This window comes from Lysinibacillus sp. GW247-5R2A (assembly GCF_059424475.1).
Genome location: NZ_JBWKZL010000001.1, coordinates 673,243 through 697,390 on the forward strand (window position 1 = coordinate 673,243; position 24,148 = coordinate 697,390).

Sequence of the window (24,148 nt, forward strand, 5' to 3'; positions counted from 1 at the left end):
TTGTTTCACTTTCTTCGTTAGGAAAAAAGCATAAACTTTCATTTATTTATTACTACCCTTCATAATAATAGTGGTTCTTTCCCATTTTTTAAAGGTAAAGTTAGTTCAGTTCTCCAAATATAAATGAATGGTACCATCTTGTTTGATAACACTATCCACTTCAGGTAACTGGTTACCAATTTTAGTCCCTTCTCCATGCCATTCTATACGGAATGGATAAAACTGCTTGGCAATATCATCCTTTGTTTGCCCGATGAAATTCGGTACCTTCACAGTAATTGGATCTCCATACCGATAATCCTTTTCAAGCTGTTCCTTCGATTTTTCAATACCTATAAACGGTGCAACATCCTCAATAATTTGCCCAACAATAGGAGCTGCGACAACGCCACCAAACTGCGTCGTCTTTTTAGGGTTGTCGACTGCTACATAGACGACAATTTGTGGATTGTCAGCAGGTGCAAAGCCAATAAATGATACGATATATTCTCCACTTTTGTAACGGCCGTTTTCAACCTTTTGTGCTGTTCCGGTTTTACCGCCAATTCGTAAACCATCCCGGAAGGCTTGTCGACCTGAGCCATTCGCTACAACAGACTCCAATGCGCCCCGAACCTTTGCAGAAGTCTCCTCACGAATCACCTGATTTTTGACAACAGGCTTAGTTTCCTGTATGACTTCCCCGGTATTAGGATTAAATACTTTTTTCACAACATAAGGCGTATAAAGCTTGCCTCCATTTATTGCTGCTGCTACCGCTTGAACTTGCTGAATGGGAGTTACCGCTACCCCTTGCCCAAATGAGGTTGTTGCCTGTTCAACAGGTCCGAAGGCTTCCTTAGAGAATAATATTCCTGAAGCTTCACCAGCAATATTGGAACCAGTCTTTTGACCAAAGCCAAAATCTTTAATATATTGCAATAGTCGCTCATTACCTAACCGCTGCCCTAATTCAATAAAGCCTGGGTTACAGGAATTCTCCACAACTTCTAAAAAGGTTTCATGTCCATGCCCTTCACGCTTCCAACAACGAAGTCTTGCTCCAGCGACCATCGTATACCCTGGATCATAAAAAGTATCATGCTCTAAATCCACTAAATTTTCTTCCAATGCAGCACTTAGCGTAATAATTTTAAAAGTAGAACCTGGCTCGTACGTCATCCACACAGGTAAATTCCGATTATAAATCGCAGGCTCAACTAATTGATATTCAGCCGGATTGAAAGTTGGATAAGAGGCTAACGCTAAAATTTCACCATTATTTGGATTCATAGCAATCGCCAATGCTTGGTCCGCTTCATAGCGCTCCATAGCCTGTGACAATTCACGTTCAACGACCTGTTGGACATCAACGTCGATCGTTAGCTCGATAGTTGCCCCATCCTCGCCAGCCTTCCAAGCACTCGCGACATTCGGTAAATTATTGCCCTTTGCATCGGTAAAGAGGCGAATTGCAGATGAATTAGCCTGCAAAAACTTATCATATTCATATTCGATACCAGCTAAGCCTTGTGCATCATACCCTGTAAAGCCTAAAAATCGAGATAAAAGTGTCCCATATGGATAGTCTCTTGAGTAGTCGACACCACTATATAGTCCTTCAATTTGTAAGCCCTGTAATTCCACTGCTTTTTCATAGGGGATATTTTTCCCCTCAGGCGCTAGCTTTACTAAATAGGCTTTTTTCTTCATCTTCTCTAAAAGTTTCCCTTTGTCCACTCCTAGAACTTGCGCAATTTTTTCAGCCGCTCCTTCAATATCTTTACTCTGGGAAGGCATAAAATATAATGTTGGTGCTAGCTTATTGGTTACAATACTCTCACCATCTCGATCAGTAATATGCCCTCGTTCATTAGCAAATGGTATTTCTCGGTCCCAGTTCTCTTCTGCCTTCGTTGTCAGTTCCTTTTGATCCAACACTTGCAAAAAGAAAAGCCTAATCACTATCGCCACTGCAGCACACATAAACAACACATATAAAATACGTAAACGCTTTTTAGAATGGATAGAAATCCACTTCATTCGACATCACACCTTGTTTTTTACAACGTATGAAATAAAGTGGACTTCTATTCAGTATTATTCATCTTCTACTTGTTCAATTTCACCCTCAGAAGCTGCCTCGACATCTTGTACAAAGCTTTCAGCAGGTGTTTTGAGCTTAACAACAATCGGTGAATTATCCGTTATAGTAGTCCCTGGAGACACACTTTGACTCGCTACAAAGCCTTCACCGAAAATCTCCATCTCTACCCCTGTCATAGATTTGAAAACAAGTAAATTTCTCAATGACCAATTCGTAAAGTCTGGCAATATGATATCTCCATCCGTCTTCAAAAATACATAACTACCTTTAACTAGTTGTTTAGTATCTTTCGGATATTGATCTATGATTTTACCCCCGCTTCCAACAATAACAGGCTGTAATCCATCATTTTCTAGCTCTACTTCAATCGCCTCAGCACTTTGGCCTGTATAATCCTTCACATCTACCTTGTCCACATACTGTACATCACCTGGATTAATATTAAGGTGCTTTAAGCTATTTAACATAACAGGATTAAACACTTTAGATACCGGGACTGATCCAAGCTCATTATTTAACTTAGGTTTTTTCACTGAGACATACATGATGAGCTGAGGATCATCGACAGGAGCCATTCCTAAAAATGAATAGAGGAATTGGTTAGCACCCCAAGCATATGTACCATCTGCTCTCGGAATTTGTGCTGTCCCTGTCTTCCCTGCAACCTCATAATCCTCTAGTATAAAATCCTTCGCAGTACCAAATTCAGATGTCAGTGTAGAGGCAAGGATTTCTCGTACTTGTTTCGCTGTATCTGCTTTGATTGGTTGTCCTTTTTCAACAGGTTCATGGTTTTGAATAACCTTCCCTGTTGATGAATCAACGATACGGTCAATCACATAAGGCTGCATCATCTTACCATCATTCGCAATAGCAGTCATGGCTTGGATCATTTGGATAGGTGTTACGGTTGACCCTTGCCCATATGTTGTCGTTACTCGTTGAATTGGATATTTTGATAATATTGTACCTGCCGCTTCATTCGGTAAATCAATTCCGGTTTTATGCCCAAAGCCAAAGCGATCTAAATACTCAATAAAGACATCTTCACCAATTAATTTTAATAAGTTTGCCATGGCTGTATTCGAAGATCGTTGGAATCCTTCTAAATAGGTGATAGGGCCCCAACCGACCTGATTATGATCTCGGATAGTACGGTCAAGTATAGTATAAGAACCTGATTGGTAGAATGTGTTTGGTTGCCATGTATTTGTATCAATAGCTGAAGCTAGTGTAAATGTTTTCATCGTTGAACCAGGCTCAATCGTTTCTTCAATTACCTCGTTCAGCCATTTCATATTTTGACTATCACGTGTTTCTGGGTTAAATGTAGGACGCTGAGACATCGCTAATATTTTCCCAGTCTTCGGATCTGCTACAACAGCCGTCATGGACTCAGGATTATATTCCTGTTCAACCTTTGTCATTGCTTCCTCTAAAAAGCTTTGGATGGTTTTATCGAGCGTTAAATAAATGTCGTCCCCATCTTTAGCAGGTGTCACCATCTTCTCGCTGTTCGGTAATAAATAACTGAAAGCATCTGTTTCGTATTTCATTTTACCGTTAACACCTGTCAGTTCTTTGTCATACGTATACTCTAGGCCCATTTCTCCTTTTGTAGTAACAGTTCCGTCCGCATTATCCTTTTTCAGTGCATAGCCAATTAAATGGGAGGCAAAGACACCATTTGGGTAATAACGTTTTAAATCACTAACAAATAGAATTCCCGGTAATTTTTCTTCCTTAATTTTACTCATAACCTCGTGACTAATACCGCGTCCGGAACTCCCAAATTCCACTTGATATAATGGTTCACCATCGCTTCTATAACGGTTATTTAGTTTTTTAAGAACTTCATCTTCTTTTCCTTGCATTGCTGGAATATACTTCGCTAAAACTTGAGCCGTTTTTTCAGCATCTACCACATGCCTAGGTTTCTTTGGATCTGTAGTAGCTGCCTCACTTACGACTGCAACTAGGCGATAACTTAACGTATCTTCTGCAATCACTTGACCGTTTTGGTCATAAATCTTTCCTCGGTTTGCTGTGATAACACTTTCCTTACCATACTTAGCAGCTGCTCTTGCTGCAAGCTCCTGTCCTTCTACTTGCCCTGTCGCCTGAATGTTCACCATTCTTGTGAATAATAGAAAAAAGAGCCCTCCATAAAAAATCATTAATAGAAAGGCTCCCCATTGGAATCGAAATCTCTTTTTTTTCATTCTCCCGGCACTACCTTTACATTTTTCTCATTTTGAGTTAAACCGAGTTCTTTCGCTTTTTTCCATATGTTATCGTATGTAGAAAGTTCACTTACACGAACCGTTAAGTCAACATTCTGTTTTGCAATCTCATCTGCTTCTGATTCGATCTTTTGAATGTCCATGCTTGTCGTTTGAATAGCTGCTTGTTTATTTAATACTAGGACTCCTAATACAGCAATAATGCTAACTAAAACAATTAGCATTGTCTTCTCAAACTTCTGGTTCGTTTTTTTACGACGTATGATAGTGGGTTGTGGACTAGGTGGTGTTATCGGTTGTTGCACTTGTTGATGTTGGTGCTGTTGCCTTACACGTACGGCTGCCATTTACTCACGCCCTTTGTCGTTAATTTTCTCCACCACTCTAAGCTTTGCTGAACGAGCCCGATTATTCACTTCTAATTCTTCATCTGAAGGAAGAATTGGCTTTCGTGAAATAAGCTTTAAAGTTGGCTTCATGTCATCTGGAATTACTGGTAAATTTGGTGGTAATTCCGGTAATGATGACGCTTCCTTAAAGATTGTCTTGCATAGGCGGTCCTCCAATGAATGGAACGTAATGACACTAATGCGTCCACCTACGTTTATCATATCTATCGCATCGACTAATGAATCCTCTGCCGCGCCTAACTCGTCATTGACAGCAATTCTTATTGCTTGGAAAATGCGCTTTGCTGGATGCCCACCTTTTCGGCGTGCCGCTGCTGGAATACCCTCTTTAATAAGCTCTACAAGTTGTCCAGTTGTTTCAATTGGTGCTGACTTACGAGCCTCTTCAATTTTACGAGCAACTTGCTTTGAAAACTTTTCTTCTCCATAACGGAAAAAAATACGTACTAAATCTTCATATGCCCATTGATTGACAACTTCAAAAGCTGTAAGTGTTGCCGTTTGATCCATGCGCATATCAAGTGGTGCATCATGGTGATAGCTAAAGCCTCGCTCAGGGGTATCTAACTGAGGTGAAGATACGCCTAAGTCATATAAAATACCATCCACTTGTTCAAAACCATGAGCTAATAATTCTTCTTTTAAATACCGGAAATTCGAATGAATAAATGTGACGCGCTCAATATAAGGCGCTAATCGAATTTTCGCATTTTCGATAGCCGTCATATCTTGATCGAAACAAATTAAACGGCCTTTATCAGATAATTGTTGCACTAAATATTCACTATGGCCTGCACCACCTAACGTACAGTCCACATATACACCATCAGGATCGATGTTCAACCCATCAACAGTTTCTTTTAATAACACGGTTGTATGATCGAACATACCACTCGCTCCTTTCAGGCCTTAACCTCATGTCATCTTTGAATGGACATGCTTATCAAAAGTTAAAAATCAAAGCCAATCATATTTTCTGCAATTTCATTAAAAGATTGTTCAGACTCGCTGAAGTAAGCTTCCCATGCATCCTTAGCCCAAATCTCAATTCGATTTGAAACCCCCAACACTACACATTCCTTTACAAGATGTGCATGTTGCATAAGAGTAGCTGGAATATTAATTCGCCCCTGCTTGTCTATTTCTACCTCTGTTGCGCCAGAAAAGAAAAACCTTGCAAATGCACGTGTATCCTTTTTGGTCATCGGTAAATCTTTTAACTTTTCTTCGAGTTTTCGCCATTCATTCATAGGATAGCCAAATAGACAGTTATCGAGACCTCTTGTGACAACAAACGCTTCGCCTAAAGCTTCACGAAATTTTGCCGGCACGATTAATCGCCCTTTCGCATCAACGGAGTGTTGATATTCTCCCATGAACATACTACTCACCCCACTTTATTAAATAATGTACCACATCCCCCCACTTTCCTCCACTTTTTTTAAAAAAAACTTGACATTTTATCTCTTAATGTGCAATTAGACCTTGATGGAAATTTTTGATATATGCTAAATGACATAAAGAAAGAGCTATCCTTAGGAGGATAGCTCTCTAAATACTATTTTTATAGACAAAATTCATCAAATCCATATTGTATCAAAAAATCACCTAGGTATAAAGAACCTGGCGCATAGGTTTATAAATAAAGTAAATAGTGGTGTTTGCCAATACTATAGTTTTGCTTTAACATTTCAGCAATCAACATAGGTCCAAACTCATTAAAATATTGGTATGGATTATAAGTTCTTTCCTGGAAACCTTCGTTTGGATACAACTCATTTTGTAGCGTCGTAAATTTGCGGATAGTAGTTTCATGCTTGTCGAGTACAGTTTGCTCGATTTTTTGCTGAAGATAGTCAAATTGTTTTGCATGATTTTCTTGATTTTTCACAAGGATTTTATCTAAAGTTAAATGCTGTTCCTCTAAATACGATGCAAGCTCACTGTACTTTTCTGCTAACAACTGCTCCATAGCCTGAATTTGACGTTTAGCCTCACTATCCTGCACATCATCAATAAAACGCTCTTTCATTTCTAAAGCTTTGCCATTCCAAACATCTGTAACAGTCAATTGATGTTCACACAATAATTGCTCTACATGACGCGTCACAATCGTCATATGAAGGCGAGGGGCAAAAATAGGCATTTGTAGGTCTAATACAGAAAATGCACTTTTTAATGTTGCCCAATAAGCTAATTCACCAGGGCCACCGACGAATGCCAGTACAGGGAACGTCATTTCCTGCATTAACGGACGTGACACTACGTTATTACTCAAACGCTCTGGATATTTCTCGGCAATCTCTAGTAGCTCTTCACGAGTAAACTTAAGGTTTGCCGCTAAATTAATAAATAGATCATTTTTTCTTTCCAAAAGATGACGTTCTCCATCCTCTACATAGAATAGATTAGCTGCCTCTCTTGTCGCTAAAATAGGTTTACCGTAGCCCGTTTGCTCTAGCAGCTCTTCCTTTTCTGTTACAACTCTAGCAATTTCTTCACTATGCTGAATGATGTGTGCAAAATTGTTACTTTCATATTGACGGAAATTATAATCCGCTGCATCAATGAACAGTAACCCTTCATCTTTAAATAATTGGTTCATTAAGCGCGCAAAGAAATCAGTAAATGTCTCACTTTCGTTTAGCACATCTACTAATTGTTTAATAAGCGCCTCTGTATACTCGGTTTCCCCTATGTCTCTAACAATGGTATTAATAAATTGTGTCATCGACTCTTTATTGAGCATTGTTGCCGAGGCCATTGTTTTACGTCTAGAGCGCTCACTGTATGCACGTTTTTTTAATAACTCACCATGCACCGTATAAGTATGATTAATTTCTTCCAAATCATGATCTTCTCCAGCTATCCAAAAAACAGGTACGACAGATTTTTGAAGCTTCGCACTTTGCTCTTTTGCTAACACAATGACTGAAATCGCTTTATGAACGGAGTAAAGAGGGCCAGTTAAGATACCTGCTTGTTGGCCACCGATTATGACCATAGCTCCTTGTTCTAGTTGTTGTAAATGTTCATTCGCTTTTTGTGATAGCCCTAGTGGCTCCATAAATTGACGGATGATGGCTGTCAGCTCTTTTTGATCTCTGGCATGTTGTGCTAAATGCTTCGCTCTTTCCTCAAAAGCCTGATCATTAAAATCGTATTCAAAAAACTGATGAATGGCAGTATTTGGCGACCAGTAATCGGCTAGCACATTATTTTTTATAGGTACTTGGATAGACTCCAGTTTCATTTAACATAAGCTCCTCTACTCACTCAATCATTATTTTACTTATAACGAGAAATTGATTCCCCCACATATTATGCACATGATGCTGTAAATGTTTTTAGCCCATATTGCATTTCCCCCACCATGTACATAGCACTGTGCAATATTATTGAACTATTCTTCTAGCACTAGGCTTTATGACGTTTAATCAGTTTCCCATCCATAAAGAATGATTTTTTATATCTACTTTATAATGCTATTATTTTAACCCTTATAGCTCCAACATGAAAAGAAAATGCTTAGGCAACCTGTAAATAGTCTACAAGGGACTGAATGACACCGATTATGCAGATCACAACATAACCGATGCTCAGTAATAAAAATAAAAAACGCCAAATTTTCTTTAATAAAGGCTTCACTTCTATTTCTTTTTTTGTCCGCCATTCAATATATGTAAAAATCATAGCCATCATTATTGCAAGGATGACTAAAAGTCCCCCTACATTTACTTGCCACAGTACCCCAATACCTAAGGGGACTGAAAAGAACAAACAGAAGGTTGTCACATCAGAGGCCGCACCAAATGCATGCGTGCCACGTATTTTAACTTTCCGGCTAATTAAATAGACGATAATAAAAAGAACAATTGGGCAAAAAATAACGATACTAACAATAATATGTAAAAGGTCTTTCAACTTTGTTCACCGCTCTCCTCTATCGCAAGTACTTGGAGATATAAAGTACGCAAAGTAGGCAAATGATGACCATTTGTTAAAGCTTTATCCAAAATGGCACCAACAATTGTTTCAATCTCACTTTTTCTTCCCTGCATACGATCCGCAAGCATGGAAGATGTATTTTCGGCTGTTTGCCTACATAAGTCTACCACATCTCCAAAAGTTATAGTGCGCTCAATATCTTCGAACGCAATCGTTAACTCCTGATAAATATTCTTCAAAAGGGCATACGCTCCTGTATTAGTCACAAGTTCTCCGTTCTTCATTTGTAATACATAAGTTAATGGATTGATTAAGCTATTGAATATTGCTTTTTCAAACAGCATCTTCTCCGCATTATCGACCATTTCAACAGGAAACAATGGATTTTGTAATTGTAATAACTTTAGAAAAACAGGCTGTTCCCCTCGTTCGATAGCTATTTTACAAGGACCAATCCCTCTATGCTGAACCGTTGTTTGATTCCGCAATTGCGCACCAAAAGAAACGGAGCAAAACGCGATATTTTTTTGAGGTAAACTTCGTGCCTCCTCAAAATGAGCTAAGCCATTTTGCATAAAGAGCAAAGGTATTTCAGTTGATAGTGATGCTAATTGGTCATAGAGATTTTGTAAATGAACATATTTAACAGCAATCACAATTAAATCTTGAGGTGGTAATGCAGTTAAATTTGTTGTAGAAGCAATTTTTTGTACAGTTTTAGTTCCATCAACATTCATTCGTGTTAATTCATTGGTAGTTAGCTCTTCTACCTGCTCCTGTTTTCTTGTCACTAACGATACTGACATTCCCGACTCCGCTAAAAAGCTTGCTGTTAATTGTCCAACCGCTCCAGCACCAATAACTGCTACCTTGATCATTTCATTTTACATCCTTTCCTCTCCACATTATGAAGCTATAAGAATAAGGTGCCTCAGAATAAATTCTAAGGCACCCCTAAGCAGGTTCTTCTATTATACAAGATTGGCTGTTTATTGACGATATTCAGAAAGGGTTTTATCTCTAGGAAAGATAAATATTGTATGCTCTTCATAGTTACTGAAGTTTAATCTTTCATTAACGAATAACCTTGCTGCAGCCACTTCACTAATTTCTCATGTTCATTTTGCAACTCACGATGTCTCATTTCAAGGGTTTGATAAGCATCTGTTAATTCGTCAAAACTTGTCAATGCCAATTTCAAGTGACTTCGCATAGATTGTTGGGGTTGATTTCGTACAGCTAATAATGACTGACTATATTGTCCACGTAAAGTTTTATTCCAACGGAAGCCACACGCCTGCTTTGTGCGACCCAGTTCCACAGCCGCCATTTCAAAAGCCTCCAACTGCGTTTTGCCATTTTGCACATTATGCAAGACAATTTCTGCTAGTCTTTCATCGTCTTCCTTTGTCCATTGATCTTTTCTTTTTTTCAATTCCATAATCTATCACCCTCGCATTTTTTACTACTATATGCGGTAGCAAGCAAAATAGAATCATTGCATGAAAAAAGACAGTGATTATGTTTTTCTTTCACCACTGTCTTTATACATCACTTATTATTCTTCTTTGTTAAGAAATTATTAACAGCCAGATGATGTGCTTCGCTTTCCCACAATTTTGCACACGTACGAACCTCCTCCATCACCCTCTCATACATATTTCGTTCTCGCCATTTACGAAGCTCGATTTCCTTATAAGCTTTATGAACAGAAGGATGAATTTTTCGCATATGTTCAATAAAATCATTTAACGCCTCTTCTTTTGAGCCTTCAAAAACTCGCATTGCCCATCCAATTTCATAGAGCAGCTGCGCAGGATATGGCTTCGCATCCACAAGCATTTTTAATGCACGGTCATGACGTAAACCTCTTTCAAAAAGATATGTACCACCACCCCAACCACTCGTAATGGCTAAGGTTCCTTGAATAAAACCACATTTCGCATGGCTTGCCACTAAACGAAAATCACAAGCAGTGGCAATCTCACAACCACCACCAACTGCGGTACCATTTATAAGCGCTATAGTGGGCACCGGGAGTGTCGCAAGGTCATATAATATTTTCCCCATCTTACTTAACATACCAAATGCCTCATCCTCCGTCTCCAGCGAATGAAACTCAGATAAATCCCCTCCAGAGCAAAATGATTTATCTCCAGCACCTGTCACTACTAAAAAACGCACATCCTCATGCTTTCGAATATACGTAATGACTTCCTGAAGGCCATTCATAACCTCATCATTGACAGCATTACGCTTCTCCTCTCGATTAATCGTAAAAGTCATAACACCATCATGATTGTCGATCGTATAACTCATACTATTTCCCCCTTTGTTTCCATGAACAAATTGTATCATACAATTATTTCACTATTATATTAAACTTCACAATCAACGCAATATTCTGTTTTTAAGCCATCAAAAAAGGCTAGTAAAGAGCCATGGTCTCTCTACTAGCCTTTTAAGTGAGCAAACACTGTATTATTTGCTTACTACTTCTTTACCTTTGTATTGTCCGCAAGCTTTGCAAACACGGTGTGATAATTTAGCCTCACCACAGTTAGGGCAAGTTACCATACCAGGTACAGATAATTTGAAATGCGTACGACGCTTTCTTTTTGCAGTTTTAGAAGTTCTTCTAAATGGTACAGCCATTGATGGCACCTCCTTACAGATCGTCTATTCGTCTGTTTGATCAAAATACTTAGCTAAAGCAGCTAGTCTTGGATCCACTTTTTGTTCGTCAGCTTTTTTGTGTAGCTCTACGTCTTCATCTGTTGCATAAGACCAGCTTTTACCGCCTTGCACTTGTCCTTCGGTATTTTCCTTGAATAATTGCATAGGTACCTCGAGCAGCACTAGCTCCTCAAGAACTGGTTTCATGTCGATGACTTCACCGTTAATATAGTGAATGTCTCCGTCATCGTCTCCTCGTTGATCTTCGTCAATCCAGCTGAAAATTTCAACTGTCTCAACATCGATAGGAAACTCAACATCCTCCCACGTGCGAGCACATGGTAGCGTTAACGTCGCTGTCACAGTTAACTGACATGTCATTTGCGATGCACCAAAAGTACATAGCCCTTTTACATGAACGGGCGAAATTGCTCGAATATCCTGGTTTCGCTCCATCACTTCGTCCAGTTGGACAAAGGCATCGATTGGCATCCCGTTTTGGCGGTATTTAGATAATTGATGAATTGACCATTTCATTCGTTTAATCACCTCGAGACAACAATGTTGATTATATAATGTGTAAAAATAGATGTCAAGATAATTTCTTGTCACCTCTTTAAAACCTACCTATAATTATATACTATAAGAAGTATATTTGCTCTAAACAGCTTACCATAAAACATAAATAATCAGGAGGGAAAGCATGAAAGCAGTTGGAATTGTTGTTGAATATAATCCTTTTCACAACGGACATGCCTATCATTTAACACAGGCTAAAAAAGTAGCGAAAGCAGATATTGTCATCGCTGTTATGAGTGGAACATTTTTACAACGCGGTGAACCAGCTATGGTAGATAAATGGACACGTACAAAAATGGCACTCGCAGGTGGTGTAGACATTGTCATTGAGCTACCTTATGTCTATAGTACAGCTCCTGCTACTGATTTCGCCAAGGGTGCGATTTCATTATTAACTGCTGTTGGCTGTGACTCCTTTGCTTTTGGTAGTGAGGATGGCTCTATCCAACCGTTCTTGAACACGTTTGAGTTGATTGACAATAATCGTACAGAGTATGACGCACTTATTAAAGACAGCCTTAAAACAGGCGCTAGCTATCCTAAAAGCCTATATTACGCCTATGAACAGCTTACTCAGAAGTTCCCTGCTCCATACATCGATCTTGCACAGCCCAATAATATTCTTGGCTTTCATTATCTAGAGGCGGCGAGAACGCTGAACAGTAACATCCAGCCACTTACCATCCCTCGTATTGCAGCAGGCTATCATGATGCACTTAAAGAGGATGCCTCCATCGCAAGCGCTACAGGAATACGTAAGGCACTAGCAACTACAAGTTCTTTACAGAGTGTTCAAAAGGTTGTTCCGGAGGCATCTTTTGATTATTTAGCAGACTGGCATAGACATTATAAAAAATTTGCTAGCTGGGAATCATTTTGGCCACTATTACAGTTCACGATTATGAGACACACGCCTTCTGAGCTCACTCGTTATGCAGAAGTAACTGAGGGGATTGAGAATGCGATTATGAAAGCAGCCAAAAGCAGCTCATCCTTTAATAGCTTTATGGAAAAAATAAAATCGAAACGTTATACCTGGACCCGTCTTCAACGTATGATTACACATATTTATACAGGATTTACAAAAGAACAGCTACACAGCTTTGAAGCCCCATCATTTATCCGTTTACTAGGCATGAGCGAAACTGGCCAAGCTTATTTAGGAAAGCGTAAAAAAGGTATCGAATTACCTTTAATAAGCCGTGTGGCTGCTGCAAAAGATGCTATGCTAGCCATCGATATTCATGCTGCAGAGCTATACAATTTAAGTATAGAGCAAGGCGTTACAGCGCCAAGTCTTCCAAAAGATTATCAAACACCACCAATCCGTTATTAAGGTCATAAAGGGATGCTAGATGGGTTCTAGCATCCCTTTATCGTCTTTTATTTTGGTTGTAGCTGCTTTAAATAATTGATGGCATCGTCCACGTTTTTCACTGGTACAATTTTCATCTTTGTCCCAATCTCCTTCGCTGTTTTTACAGCAGTCGTATAATTGGATTCTAACTCTGGATACTTCGCCTTCATTTCTGGAGAAATTTCATCATCAGGGGCAAAAAAGATTTCCATGTCATCACGATCAGCCGCTATAATCTTATAGTCAATTCCGCCAATTCGGCCAACAGATCCATCAACTAGCATTTCTCCTGTACCTGCGATGGCATACCCTTTCGTTAAATCCTCATCCAGAAGTTGATCTAATATTTCAAGTGTAAACATTAATCCTGCAGAAGGACCACCAATATCCTCTGTCTTCATTGTCACCTGTGGATTGGTTTCTATCGATTTGCTTTCTGTATAAGAAATCCCTAAACCGGCTCTATGCTCCTGTGCATTTGGTATTTCTTTCAATGTAATGGTTGCCTTCTGCTGTTCTTCATTACGTAAAAATTGAATCGATACTTGATCCCCGAGCTGTTTAGGCTGTAAAAGCTCAACAAGCATTTGCTGATTAGTTATTTTTTGCCCATCTACTTCAATTATTTCATCCCCGGCTTTTAAGATGCCATCTGAAGCACCACCATCCAATACATTTAAGATAAAGACACCATTAAAATGAACTTTTGTCTCTAATCCCGCACTTTGGAAAGCTACATATTTAGCATTAAATTGAGAATCTGACATTAATTTTAACTGTCGAACATTATATTCCTCATCATCCTCTAATGGATTTCGGACTTGTTCAATATCCATGAGCTTTTGATACTTTTGAGTTTTAGCCCATAAATATGAAAACGGTGTGGCTTGCTGCATGGCGACCGTCATCAAACTCATAGACCCTAAACTATCTGCCTCTTTGCTATCGACCGTAACAAATTTACTGACATCATAGGCACTACCAGGTTTCATAATATACGCGTCTAGTCGGTATAACATCATAGAACAAATCACGACTATTAACACCGCATAAATGCCAATTTTTCTCTTCACTTGAATACACCTCCTAGGACGCTTGCAAAAACCATACGTTCATGTTTTTGCCTTTCACACATATATTAATTTTAGCATTTGCCTATGTGAATGACAAAAAGTTGAAACGAGATGATCATATGTTTGCTACAATTCAAATAGCGCTCTGCGTAATTCTAATTCTCTTACTCTTGTTATTCCCACAAACCGCTCATAGTGGTACTGATTTAGGCTTATCTCTTTTCATGGAGGCGCTATTTCCGTATTTACTGCCGTATTTGGTGTTAACACAATGGCTCCTGCGTTTAACAGCCCCTATGCGTACCAAAACAAAAAGAGCTTCTTTATACGTACAAGCCTACATTATTAGCGCACTTGGAGGCTATCCTACTGGAGCGACCACTATTGTTTATTTAAAAAACAGTGGACAATTACATCCTAAGGAAGCAAATTTTCTACTTGCCGTTTGTCATGCACCAAGTCCATTATTCGTGTTAGGGTTTGTAAGCCTTGATTTACTACACAGTAATACGTTTGGATGGTTGTTTTTATGTTTACTACATATGTTTAATATTTGTTGCTTAGTAACTGGTTACTTTTTATACCGCAAAACGGATTCACCAACCATTACTGTACACAATACTACACTGTACACAGCTCCCTTTTCAGAAAGTATTAAAGAAACTGCCCCAACCATTTTATTAGTGGGTACAACCATTATCTTTTTCACAACCATTCAGACTATCGTGCAACAGGGCTTAGATCAATTAATACCGAAGCTACCTTATACGATTGAACTGTCCTTAGCCGCAATCCTAGAAGTGACAAATGGTCTTAAAATGACTGTCACGGCCTTCCCTGATTTCCCGTATACCTCTTTACTAGTCGTCATTTTGTTAACGATGCAAAGTATAAGTATTCATTTACAAATTTTTGTGATTGCTAAATCCGCCAAACTTTCTGTGAGACCTTATCTAAAATTTCGCCTCCTTAGCATAATCATTGTACCAACTATTTATGCTCTATTTTTTCTGAAATAATTAGTTTTCACCGATAAAAAAAGAGGATGTTCCGCGTATAGTACCGACATCCTCTTCAACCACTATTGGGTAAAACCATATTTTTCCTTTAAAGCTTGTACAACACAATCTGGAACTAACTCATTGACATCACTTCCATATTTCGCAACCTCTTTTACAATACTGGAACTTAGGAATGAGTATTGATTCTTCGTCATAATGAAGAATGTTTCGATTGTTTCATCTAGGAAACGGTTCATAGAAGTAATTTGCATTTCATATTCAAAATCTGAAACTGCTCGTAAGCCACGTACAATGGCCTTAGCTTTTTTTTCTTTAGCATAGTCTATAAGAAGACCTGAAGAACTTTCTATGCGAACATTAGGTATCGCTTTTGTTACTTCAGCCATTAAAGCCATACGCTCCTCTACAGAAAACAGCGGATTTTTTGCTGAATTGTTTAATACGGCTACATAGACGATATCGAACACATCGGCTGCACGTTTAATAATATCTAAATGGCCAAATGTCACAGGGTCAAAACTTCCAGGAACTACAGCAATTTTCTCTGACAACTTATTCTCCCTCTTCCTCTGTACAGCGATAAACAGAAATAATTGTTCCGCCATATGTTTCTTGTCTTTTTAAAACAAACTCACCAAAACTTTGAGGTAATGTTATTTCTTTAGCATGTTCACATAAAATAATACCATTTTGTTGAATTTTTTCATTATCCACGAGTAATTGCACTAAGTCATAATATTCCTTTTGATGATAAGGCGGATCTAAAAAAACTAATGAAAACGTAATATCACGCTTTAATAGCGCTTTCACAGCACGCTTTGCATCAATGCGAAACAGCTCAGTATGTTCTTCGTAACGGCATTTTTTTATATTTTCTTGCAGCACCTGAAAGGCTTTTGCATCTTTTTCAATAAAAATAGCACGCTCTGCCCCACGACTTAGTGATTCAATACCTAAACCACCGCTTCCTGCAAACAAATCAAGTGCAGTACCTCCATCAAAAAAAGGACCAATAATATTAAAAATCGATTCCTTCACCTTATCAGTTGTAGGCCTCGTCGTATTCCCAGCTATCGCCTTTAGCGGCATTCCTTTACGCTCTCCTGCTACAACTCTCATATAAGCTATCACCGTACTTTCATCCATATAAAGTATTTTTGCAGCGAAAGGAAAGCCCTCCGCTGCAAAAGTTATTGTTGCTCTTGTGTTAATACTTGAATACGTTCCTCTTTCTTTTGTAATTCAACTAAGAATAAACGTTGTAACCAAGCCTCTTCCACATAATATTGATTAGCAATTTTAATAATTGGCTCTGAAATAGTTGGATATCTTCGCTGATTAAATACATAGAAACCAGGCTCTTTAGGGAATCGGAATGTGCGATGCTCGCTATTTACATAATAGCCGTTCTTCCCTTCTCCAACTGTATACCCAAGATAAGGTAATAATGTATCTGCCGTATATAACGCTTGCCCTTCATATAGAATAACATGAACGTCTTCCTTCAATACATCATTTACATACACATCACGAGAATCTTCAAACAATAATGGGTACGTTCCGTCTTTCTGGGCCGCATTTAACGTAAAGTAAGATGTTTGAGCATCTAACACTTGTGATAAATACTCATCCATTGTTTTTGGTGATAGAGGTTCATCTCCAAGTTTTTTCAACTTATCCTGCCAAGCCTGCTGTTGACTATCTGTCATGTAATCATTTAATGTCTTCACAATTTTCTTTGCTTTGTCTCCACCAATTGGATCGTTTACTAAATAGGATGCCATAACCTCAAGCAACCATTCTGGTGAGTCTACAAATGTATACTGCGATTTTATTTGGGACAAAATGACTTCCTGTTCAACAGCTTGTGCTGTAAGTGTTGGTAAAAATAACAATCTTTCATCATGAACTGGGACAGGACTTTTCTCTTGAATAATCGCAATATGTTCATCATTTAAAAACTGTAAATTCTCTAATGATTTTAGGAAATCATTCGGAATAGCCTGTTGAGCATAAATCGATAATACAGGCGTTTGTTCTTGCACTTTGAGTTTTCCTGCTTGCCAATAAAGGTCATGAACAGTCCCGTTGCCTCTAAACATCGTATAGTTAACAAGTGATAGCTGTTGTTGACCTACTAATGGCAAACCTGTAATCCATTGTCCATTAATTTTACTATCTGTAGAAATATGAACAATTGAATAGGACGCTTCACCATTTATTAGTGTAGCAAAAACATCTTGAAGGAGCATCTTATTTTTCAAGCCACCCTCAATCGGAATTATGTATGACACAGATTGTGATTTTGTTTCCCCTTTTGCAAAATAAGAGACCTCATCTGATAATCGATCACAGCTTTTTTCATTCTCAATAAAGCAACTAGGGTTTGTTGCCTTTTCTGGCCATTTAATTTTTACCTTTTGATTGGGTAAATTTTTAAAATGCTGACGAATATCTAAGCTATTTTCACGATAAACAATCTCTATTTCCTGCGAGTAATGAAAATCCCCTATGCCGGTTTCTAAATCAGATGAGTATGCATGATACTGGAAAAATAACGTCCCTGAAATAATAAGTACTAAAATAGAAAAAAAGCTTAATGCAAATTTCATGTGCTTGACCTCCCGCAGCATGATACTATGAGTATTGGAAAGGATGTGCAGTTATTATGCCACAACAATTTATAGAATTAGGAGAAGGCTATGGTGATGTATACGAGCTACTTGAAATTATTAAAACCAATCAGGAACGCTTTCATCAGGCCTTTTTACTAACATCTACAAAAGGAGATAAAAAGGTAATCTCCTTAGCCGTTGCCTTCAAACCAGTTGGCGAAAGTAAATTCATGCCCATATATATTTGTCGCGAAGGCATCCCTTATCATGATGAGGAACCAACTAAGCGACAAAAAATGTTTGAAGCACAAATAGAACAACTAGACCGAAAAGCAGTTGTTGTAGAAATAAAGCACTCATCTATATTTTCGGAATCAAAACTATTTTATCAATACTTAATCGGCATATTAAGACTAAATAACTATATACCTGCATTATCATAAGATTATAGACCTACTTTATAGTCATATTCCTTTGCTTTATCCGGCTTTGCATTTTCATATTCAGTTTTGACAAATGGACGATAAGATTCCACAACGTCTTTCACAAAAGGAAGGCGTTGTAGTTTTGTTGTCAACATTTCAATATCCTCACGATTACAATATAGCACTACGTATTTTTGTCTTCTAGAAATATAAAGAACATGACCATATTTCCGAAGAGACTTCGCATGTTTTAATTGATGGACGTAAACGATTAGCCCTTGTCGTTCGTTCATATTGGATTCCCTCATTTCTTACCTAAAAGAATACCATAGACCAGAAAATGATAGCAACAGAGTTTAGCTGACAGAACACTCGATTTTCCGTTATAATGGAAAAGCATACTACGTTAAACATCGTAGGAATTCGAATCAGTTGTTTTAAATAGCTTACATGATTATTTTTCCACGGAATGAATGTACATTTTGCTGAAGGATGATAATGCCTCATACCTCCATCATAGGAAGCATGAAAGAATCATCATTCACTTTAACTAATTACTAGTTTTATAAAGCTCTCGGACGGATGTGGGAGCTAGTTATTACACAATGAATTCACCATTTACTTTAATAGGTAAAAAAATTGTTAAGGAGGACGAATATGGGGAAGAAAACGAAAATAGCAATTGCAATCGCAGCTGCAAGTGCGGCAGCTTGGGCAGGTAGTAAAGCTATTTCTAAACCACAGCAACGTGAAGGTAAACAAGCATTACAATTTGATCGCACAATCATTCTTGCACACCGAGGCGGAGCTCATTTAGCACCTGAACATACTATGATCGCCTTTGACAAAGCAGCGCAGTTAGGCGTTGATGGATTTGAAATAGACGTACGTTTAACAAAAGACGAAGAAATTATTGTTTTTCACGATGATACAGTTGATCGAACAACAGACGGCTATGGCCTTATAGCTGATATGACATTGGCAGAAATCAATGCCTTAAATCACGGCTATCATTTTGAAGATTTGGATGGAGCCTTCCCATATCGTGAGGATAAAATACAAGTTGTAACATTACGAGAGCTACTTGAGGCGTATCCACATATGTTGATCAATATTGATATTAAAGATGCCCCTGAAACTTATGAGGGAAGTCTAATGCCTTCTAAGCTTTGGCGTTTAATTGAAGAACTAGGTGCAGAGGATCGTGTCGTTGTAACAAGCTTTTACGGGGAGCAAATAGATCGCTTTAACTTATATGCTCAAAATCAGGTAGCTCTTGGTGCAGGAGAATCAGATGTGAGAAAAGCATTTGCTTCCTTCTCCAGTCAATTCGGACATTTATATCATCCAAAGGTAGATGTATTCCAAATTCCGCCTAAATCAGGGGTTATCGCTTTAGATTCCCCAAAGTTTATTCAGTTTTTAAATAATCTCAATATTCCTGTCCATTATTGGACAATCAATGACTTAGACACAATGAAAAAATTAATTAATAACGGCGCAAAAGGAATTATCACAGATCGCCCAGATATAGCCGTAGAGCTATTGCAAACGCAAGAGTCTTTATAAATGAGTCCATAGAAGGATTAATGCTCTAAATATGATCTGGCCCAAAAAAAGTTAGACATATTTAGTTAAGCAATTGCTAAGACCTGAGTTCGGTACTCCACCGGGCTTAGGTCTTTTAATTTTGCTCTCATTCGTTTGTGATTGTAGTAGTGAATAGTCTTTGAGTTCCTGTTCAATGTGCCATGAATTTATCTCCTGGTATGACTGCAATCCGATATGGTTTCATGTATGTTGCCACCTTTAATAATTGTATAGAAAAAGACTGTACACAACTCAGTTTTACCTTTGAGTTGTGTACAGTCTAGTAGAGATGTGTTTGAACACATCTTAAATTACGCTGAGCAAGAGCATGAACCGCCCGAGCCACATCCTCCTCCGCAAGAAGAGCCAGATGCAAAGAATGGATTGCTTACAGGGACTTTTACCGCTTCAGAGACTGTTTTTCCTACAAGTAGGCTAATCTCATCAAGCAAGTCCTGAAAATCGTTTTCAGCAATTTTTAAAGCTGAAACCTTTTCATTTAAGTCGAGCGCCCTTTTCTGTTGGCGAATCGACTTCATAATTGTATGGTAGTCCGGATGATATTTTCCGAAACGTTGTACATCTTCGTACTGTTCTTTCATGCGATTAAACGCGTAAATAGCTTCTACAATTTGTGTATCACTATAAACGGCATCATACGCTTGCTGAAGCGCCATCGCTGGTTCTGAGGAAAGAATCATCTCACAAAGCGCTTCCGCCTCATCTAAAATGAATACCCAGTCAGAGGTCATCATCATTTTTAATTCCCCCAATCTCTTACCCATCATAACAGATTTTATGGTAATTTTACATTATTGAGATTATTAATGAAAGAGGTTTTTCCAATTGATGACAACACCCAAAGAAAAAATCGATCTATTATTAGGGGCAATTTTACAAGATAGTACCGAGGAAGATGAAGAAGTTCTTTTACATCTTTTAACTGGGCTCCGAGACAAACAGCAAGGTATTCATCGTCGCTATATTAACGCCGCCTTACATATGGTTGGCAAGTTTGAGTCTGACGTCAGTGAGGTACGTATTCCAATTACACCAGTTATTCATAACACAATTAAGGTGCCACACGGGGGCATCATTGCGACAATAGCCGATGCGGCAATGGGGGGACTTGCTTCCCGTTCTGTACCAGAAGGATTTAATGTAGTAACTACAAATATGAATGTCTCGTATATTGCCACAACAACGAATAAAGAATTAATTGCGCGTGGTCGTTTTGTCCATAAAGGGCGGCAAACACTAGTAATGGAATGTGATATTGAAGATGAGACAGGGCGCAAGCTAGCCATTGCTACAGGATCATTTTTTGTTATTCAGCGTCGGTAAGTAGACCTGTAAAATAGTCCTTAATACATTGTTGATCGGAAAAAGGGAATTTTTGATTTTTAATTTGCTGTGTTTGTTCATGCCCTTTTCCGGCAACAAGGACAATATCCCCTTTTTTTGCCTTCGCCAATGCTTGATGGATTGCAACTTTACGGTCTAAATAGATTTCATAATATTGTTGCTCTGTAAAACCAGCAATAATACTTTCGTTAATAATGATCGGATCTTCGTCTCGAGGATTATCCGTTGTTAAATAAATAACGTCTGCATATTTACTTGCTACAGCACCCATAGCAAAACGTTTCGCTTTATCCCGATTTCCACCACAACTAAAGACCAGATAAATCGTTTTCGAGCGATCGAATGTTTGTAACACGGCTTGAAGGGCTTCAGCCGTATGGGCATAATCTACATACACATCAATCCCTACTGGGTTATCAATCTTCTCGAGCCTGCCTTCTGGAAGCCTTAAGGACCACATATGTTCAACTATATCATCCATTGGAATTCCTAAGCGCCATACTGCCATCAATGCTGCAACCGTATTTTGTACATGGTACTTCCCTACAAAAGGAATTTCTATAATATGCTCACTCGCGGATGTTTGTAAGCAGAGCACTGTTTTGCCAACTGTTTCACTGACAATTTGGATATGTAAATCATTGTGATTATCAAAGCCAAATGAGCAGGATTTTTTCTTATCATAAATTCCAACAGAACGGCAAAAGTTATCATCGCCATTTAATACTAGTTTTTTAGATAAATCAGCTAATCTTTTCTTTGCCCGTTTATAGGCTTCTAATCCTCCATGATCCTCTAAATGATCTTCAGATAGGTTTAAAAATACGCCGCAATCAATGTCACAATGATCGAGTCTATGTTGCTGTAAACCCATTGAAGATGCTTCTAACACTACATGTGACACACCTTTACGTACACATTGTTTTAATATCGGATGCAATTCCTTCGCCTGCAGTGTGGTAAGTTCCTCGTAAGAAGTTTGTTGCTTTTCACCATCAAGATAAAACCCAATTGTTCCTATAACCGCCGCTTTTTTATGTAGAGCGTTTAAAAGCTGACTGACAAAATGACTCACTGTCGTCTTTCCATTTGTCCCCGTTATGGCAATAACACTTAATGCTTCTGCTGGAAAAGCTGCTAACTTCGCGCTTGCATACGATAGGAATAAGGCTGTATTAGGAACCCATACAAAAGGAATTTCTTTATCAATAATTGGTAAGGAAATACTTTCCTCCGAGACAATTGCTGCTGCTCCACGGGCCAATGCTTCTTTGACAAAACGACTTCCTGAAGTTTTTTTGCCTTTTCGTACAATAAAAATGTCGCCAGATTGTACAGCCTGTGCATAATCCTCTACGCCTGTAATTTCTGTTCGAATCGATCCTCCCGTTACGCTACATGGCCAGTCTTTCAATAACTCAGCTAATTGCAAGCCTCTTCCCCCTTTCAGTTCTCTATCATATGACGGCCTTTGTAACGGTGTGACGAAAAATGTAGAAGCCGCTTGGTACAACTGGAAGCACAAAAAAAATGAAGACAAGTCCATTCAGCGAATGCTTGTCTTCATGTAAATGTATGAGGTTATGGCGATTGATCGGTTTTCTCTTGCTCTACAGGTTCTTCACTTTCAGGCTCTTCATTATTTGAATCCTCATTATCCACCTTCAGTGAAGCAGGTTCTATATAAATTTGTGTATAATAATCGACGAAAACGCCTGAACCAGCTTGTGAATATTTATCATTTAATAGAACTTTCCGGTGTTCGGGAGAATTTGTCCAGCCATGCATTGCCTCAATCGCATCAAAATAGGCAGTTGCTAGATTTTCATTCGCGTCGCTATAGTCAATGCTCTGCGCTTGTAACCGCTTTTTAAGATCTCCATATGTAGGAGATTCATGTGATAAAAAATTTTGCACCTTCATATCTTCGCTATGCATTCTCGCTGTATTTTCCAATGATTCATTCAGCTCTACAGGCGGCAACCCATGATGCTCTCGCGTTACATTTAGTAAATCATCGAGCTGTTTGGCATTCGCTCTATCAATTTCCTGCTGTAAAAATGAAGAAGGCGGGGTACGTCTAACAAGCTCCCCTTGATAGCTCATTTCATATGGCTGATGAAGGACAAGTGTTTTACTGTTGGTATATCGTATCCCCTGTAATTCACTCGTTTCCCGGTCAATATAAAGCTGCGCGTATAGTCCATCAAATTTGATCAGTAATCTTGTTTGCATATCTTCTTCATTCATGGAGAATATGTAAATATTATCACCAACATTGGCGGCTACCTCATAATCAATAATCGTCATGCGGTAAATTTCATCTCGTTTTTGCCCAACTTTAAAAGGAAATGCATTGATATCTTGCCCTGCTATGTAAACTTGCGTGACGACGTTATTTTCAACGCCAATCATAAAAAAGGTAGAAACATCTTTATTATAGATCCACCATTCATACCCAAACGAGGAGGGTTCCTTCCTTCCTGGTTCTCCATATTGTTCCAAAACGGTTTGTGTCCCTTTCCCTATTAATGTTGAAATACCCGTTTGTGGACGTGTCATTGCTCCTATATCGGGCTGTTTGAGCTCCGTTTGAGGGATTATATTAGAATTGGTATTTGGGCCTTCTAGTGGTTCATTTTCCTTAGGGGTATTAAAAAACATAAAGCCGATTAATGCGATGGCACCACAAATCATTAATATGCGGAATAAAGCTTTCATATAGGACTCCTTTCATCACCATTATTGTAAGTTATTAT

At 38.5% G+C, this 24,148-nt stretch carries 25 protein-coding genes and 1 pseudogene; 5 read left to right on the forward strand and 21 right to left on the reverse strand.

What is annotated here, in order from left to right; translation table 11 throughout:
* Positions 1–105 precede the first annotated feature (105 nt).
* The 12 genes from AC07YC_RS03300 to AC07YC_RS03355 form a co-directional block, all read right to left on the reverse strand.
* Complete coding sequence (locus tag AC07YC_RS03300) at positions 106–2,022, reverse strand: stage V sporulation protein D (protein WP_494918346.1); 1,917 nt, start codon at positions 2,020–2,022, stop codon at positions 106–108.
* A gap of 57 nt (positions 2,023–2,079) precedes the next feature.
* Positions 2,080–4,308: a penicillin-binding protein gene (locus AC07YC_RS03305; RefSeq protein WP_494918347.1), complete on the reverse strand. Its 2,229-nt coding sequence runs from the start codon at positions 4,306–4,308 to the stop codon at positions 2,080–2,082.
* Positions 4,305–4,676: a cell division protein FtsL gene (gene ftsL2 / locus AC07YC_RS03310; protein ID WP_008173890.1), complete on the reverse strand. Its 372-nt coding sequence runs from the start codon at positions 4,674–4,676 to the stop codon at positions 4,305–4,307. Before ftsL2 ends, AC07YC_RS03305 begins: the two co-directional genes overlap by 4 nt.
* Positions 4,677–5,627: a 16S rRNA (cytosine(1402)-N(4))-methyltransferase RsmH gene (rsmH, locus tag AC07YC_RS03315; RefSeq protein ID WP_036123772.1), complete on the reverse strand. Its 951-nt coding sequence runs from the start codon at positions 5,625–5,627 to the stop codon at positions 4,677–4,679.
* 62 nt (positions 5,628–5,689) lie between these two features.
* Positions 5,690–6,121 (reverse strand): division/cell wall cluster transcriptional repressor MraZ, encoded by a 432-nt coding sequence (gene mraZ / locus AC07YC_RS03320; protein ID WP_008173894.1) that lies wholly within the window; start codon positions 6,119–6,121, stop codon positions 5,690–5,692.
* Positions 6,122–6,375: 254 nt separating this feature from the next.
* Positions 6,376–7,992, reverse strand: coding sequence for a bacillithiol biosynthesis cysteine-adding enzyme BshC (gene bshC / locus AC07YC_RS03325; protein ID WP_036123770.1), 1,617 nt, complete (start codon positions 7,990–7,992; stop codon positions 6,376–6,378).
* A gap of 275 nt (positions 7,993–8,267) precedes the next feature.
* Positions 8,268–8,663 carry a DUF3397 domain-containing protein gene (locus tag AC07YC_RS03330; protein WP_494918348.1) on the reverse strand — a complete coding sequence of 132 codons (396 nt, stop codon included), beginning with the start codon at positions 8,661–8,663 and terminating at the stop codon, positions 8,268–8,270.
* The gene (locus AC07YC_RS03335; protein WP_336634415.1) at positions 8,660–9,565 is read right to left on the reverse strand and encodes a ketopantoate reductase family protein; all 906 of its coding nucleotides are present in this window, start codon (positions 9,563–9,565) and stop codon (positions 8,660–8,662) included. Before AC07YC_RS03335 ends, AC07YC_RS03330 begins: the two co-directional genes overlap by 4 nt.
* A 185-nt stretch (positions 9,566–9,750) precedes the next feature.
* Complete coding sequence (locus AC07YC_RS03340) at positions 9,751–10,128, reverse strand: transcriptional regulator (protein WP_036123766.1); 378 nt, start codon at positions 10,126–10,128, stop codon at positions 9,751–9,753.
* Positions 10,129–10,238: 110 nt separating this feature from the next.
* Complete coding sequence (locus AC07YC_RS03345; RefSeq protein ID WP_336634416.1) at positions 10,239–11,006, reverse strand: enoyl-CoA hydratase/isomerase family protein; 768 nt, start codon at positions 11,004–11,006, stop codon at positions 10,239–10,241.
* A gap of 162 nt (positions 11,007–11,168) precedes the next feature.
* Positions 11,169–11,342: a 50S ribosomal protein L32 gene (rpmF, locus tag AC07YC_RS03350; protein ID WP_004224819.1), complete on the reverse strand. Its 174-nt coding sequence runs from the start codon at positions 11,340–11,342 to the stop codon at positions 11,169–11,171.
* 24 nt (positions 11,343–11,366) lie between these two features.
* Positions 11,367–11,900: a YceD family protein gene (locus tag AC07YC_RS03355; RefSeq protein WP_336634417.1), complete on the reverse strand. Its 534-nt coding sequence runs from the start codon at positions 11,898–11,900 to the stop codon at positions 11,367–11,369.
* Between the two features lie 166 nt (positions 11,901–12,066).
* On the opposite strand from AC07YC_RS03355, the gene AC07YC_RS03360 reads away from it, so the two are divergent.
* Complete coding sequence (locus tag AC07YC_RS03360; RefSeq protein WP_391538871.1) at positions 12,067–13,278, forward strand: nucleotidyltransferase; 1,212 nt, start codon at positions 12,067–12,069, stop codon at positions 13,276–13,278.
* A 47-nt stretch (positions 13,279–13,325) separates the two neighbouring features.
* Here AC07YC_RS03360 and AC07YC_RS03365 read toward each other — a convergent pair whose 3' ends face one another.
* A complete protein-coding gene (locus tag AC07YC_RS03365; RefSeq protein ID WP_494918350.1) occupies positions 13,326–14,372 on the reverse strand; it encodes a SepM family pheromone-processing serine protease in 1,047 nt (348 codons plus the stop codon).
* A gap of 119 nt (positions 14,373–14,491) precedes the next feature.
* Here AC07YC_RS03365 and AC07YC_RS03370 point away from each other — a divergent pair, with 119 nt between their 5' ends.
* Complete coding sequence (locus AC07YC_RS03370) at positions 14,492–15,391, forward strand: hypothetical protein (protein ID WP_230584838.1); 900 nt, start codon at positions 14,492–14,494, stop codon at positions 15,389–15,391.
* 62 nt (positions 15,392–15,453) lie between these two features.
* On the opposite strand, the gene coaD is transcribed toward AC07YC_RS03370, so the two are convergent.
* The 3 genes from coaD to AC07YC_RS03385 form a co-directional block, all read right to left on the reverse strand.
* Positions 15,454–15,945 (reverse strand): pantetheine-phosphate adenylyltransferase, encoded by a 492-nt coding sequence (gene coaD / locus AC07YC_RS03375; RefSeq protein ID WP_036123757.1) that lies wholly within the window; start codon positions 15,943–15,945, stop codon positions 15,454–15,456.
* A gap of 1 nt (position 15,946) precedes the next feature.
* Entirely contained in the window at positions 15,947–16,513 is a 567-nt protein-coding gene (gene rsmD, locus AC07YC_RS03380) for a 16S rRNA (guanine(966)-N(2))-methyltransferase RsmD (RefSeq protein WP_036127671.1), read from the reverse strand.
* Between the two features lie 71 nt (positions 16,514–16,584).
* On the reverse strand, positions 16,585–18,006 hold the full coding sequence (locus AC07YC_RS03385; RefSeq protein ID WP_494918351.1) for an RNA polymerase II: 1,422 nt from the start codon (positions 18,004–18,006) through the stop codon (positions 16,585–16,587).
* 56 nt (positions 18,007–18,062) lie between these two features.
* On the opposite strand from AC07YC_RS03385, the gene AC07YC_RS03390 reads away from it, so the two are divergent.
* The gene (locus AC07YC_RS03390; protein WP_494918352.1) at positions 18,063–18,452 is read left to right on the forward strand and encodes a DUF7147 family protein; all 390 of its coding nucleotides are present in this window, start codon (positions 18,063–18,065) and stop codon (positions 18,450–18,452) included.
* Positions 18,453–18,454: 2 nt separating this feature from the next.
* Here the strand turns inward: AC07YC_RS03390 and AC07YC_RS03395 are convergent, their stop codons facing one another.
* Positions 18,455–18,727 carry a YlbG family protein gene (locus tag AC07YC_RS03395; RefSeq protein WP_036123750.1) on the reverse strand — a complete coding sequence of 91 codons (273 nt, stop codon included), beginning with the start codon at positions 18,725–18,727 and terminating at the stop codon, positions 18,455–18,457.
* Positions 18,728–19,091: 364 nt separating this feature from the next.
* Here AC07YC_RS03395 and AC07YC_RS03400 point away from each other — a divergent pair, with 364 nt between their 5' ends.
* The gene (locus AC07YC_RS03400; RefSeq protein WP_336634423.1) at positions 19,092–20,003 is read left to right on the forward strand and encodes a glycerophosphodiester phosphodiesterase family protein; all 912 of its coding nucleotides are present in this window, start codon (positions 19,092–19,094) and stop codon (positions 20,001–20,003) included.
* Between the two features lie 65 nt (positions 20,004–20,068).
* Here AC07YC_RS03400 and AC07YC_RS03405 read toward each other — a convergent pair.
* Positions 20,069–20,158, reverse strand: a pseudogene (locus AC07YC_RS03405) (IS3 family transposase); the annotation flags it as partial.
* A gap of 177 nt (positions 20,159–20,335) precedes the next feature.
* Positions 20,336–20,782 (reverse strand): YlbF/YmcA family competence regulator, encoded by a 447-nt coding sequence (locus AC07YC_RS03410; protein WP_025113823.1) that lies wholly within the window; start codon positions 20,780–20,782, stop codon positions 20,336–20,338.
* 91 nt (positions 20,783–20,873) lie between these two features.
* Between AC07YC_RS03410 and AC07YC_RS03415 the strand changes: the two genes are divergently transcribed.
* Positions 20,874–21,368, forward strand: coding sequence for a PaaI family thioesterase (locus AC07YC_RS03415; protein ID WP_494918353.1), 495 nt, complete (start codon positions 20,874–20,876; stop codon positions 21,366–21,368).
* On the opposite strand, the gene AC07YC_RS03420 is transcribed toward AC07YC_RS03415, so the two are convergent.
* On the reverse strand, positions 21,352–22,821 hold the full coding sequence (locus AC07YC_RS03420) for a UDP-N-acetylmuramoyl-L-alanyl-D-glutamate--2,6-diaminopimelate ligase (RefSeq protein ID WP_336634425.1): 1,470 nt from the start codon (positions 22,819–22,821) through the stop codon (positions 21,352–21,354). The genes AC07YC_RS03415 and AC07YC_RS03420 overlap by 17 nt on opposite strands.
* Positions 22,822–22,970: 149 nt before the next feature.
* Entirely contained in the window at positions 22,971–24,110 is a 1,140-nt protein-coding gene (locus AC07YC_RS03425; RefSeq protein ID WP_494918354.1) for a CAP domain-containing protein, read from the reverse strand.
* Positions 24,111–24,148: the final 38 nt, after the last annotated feature.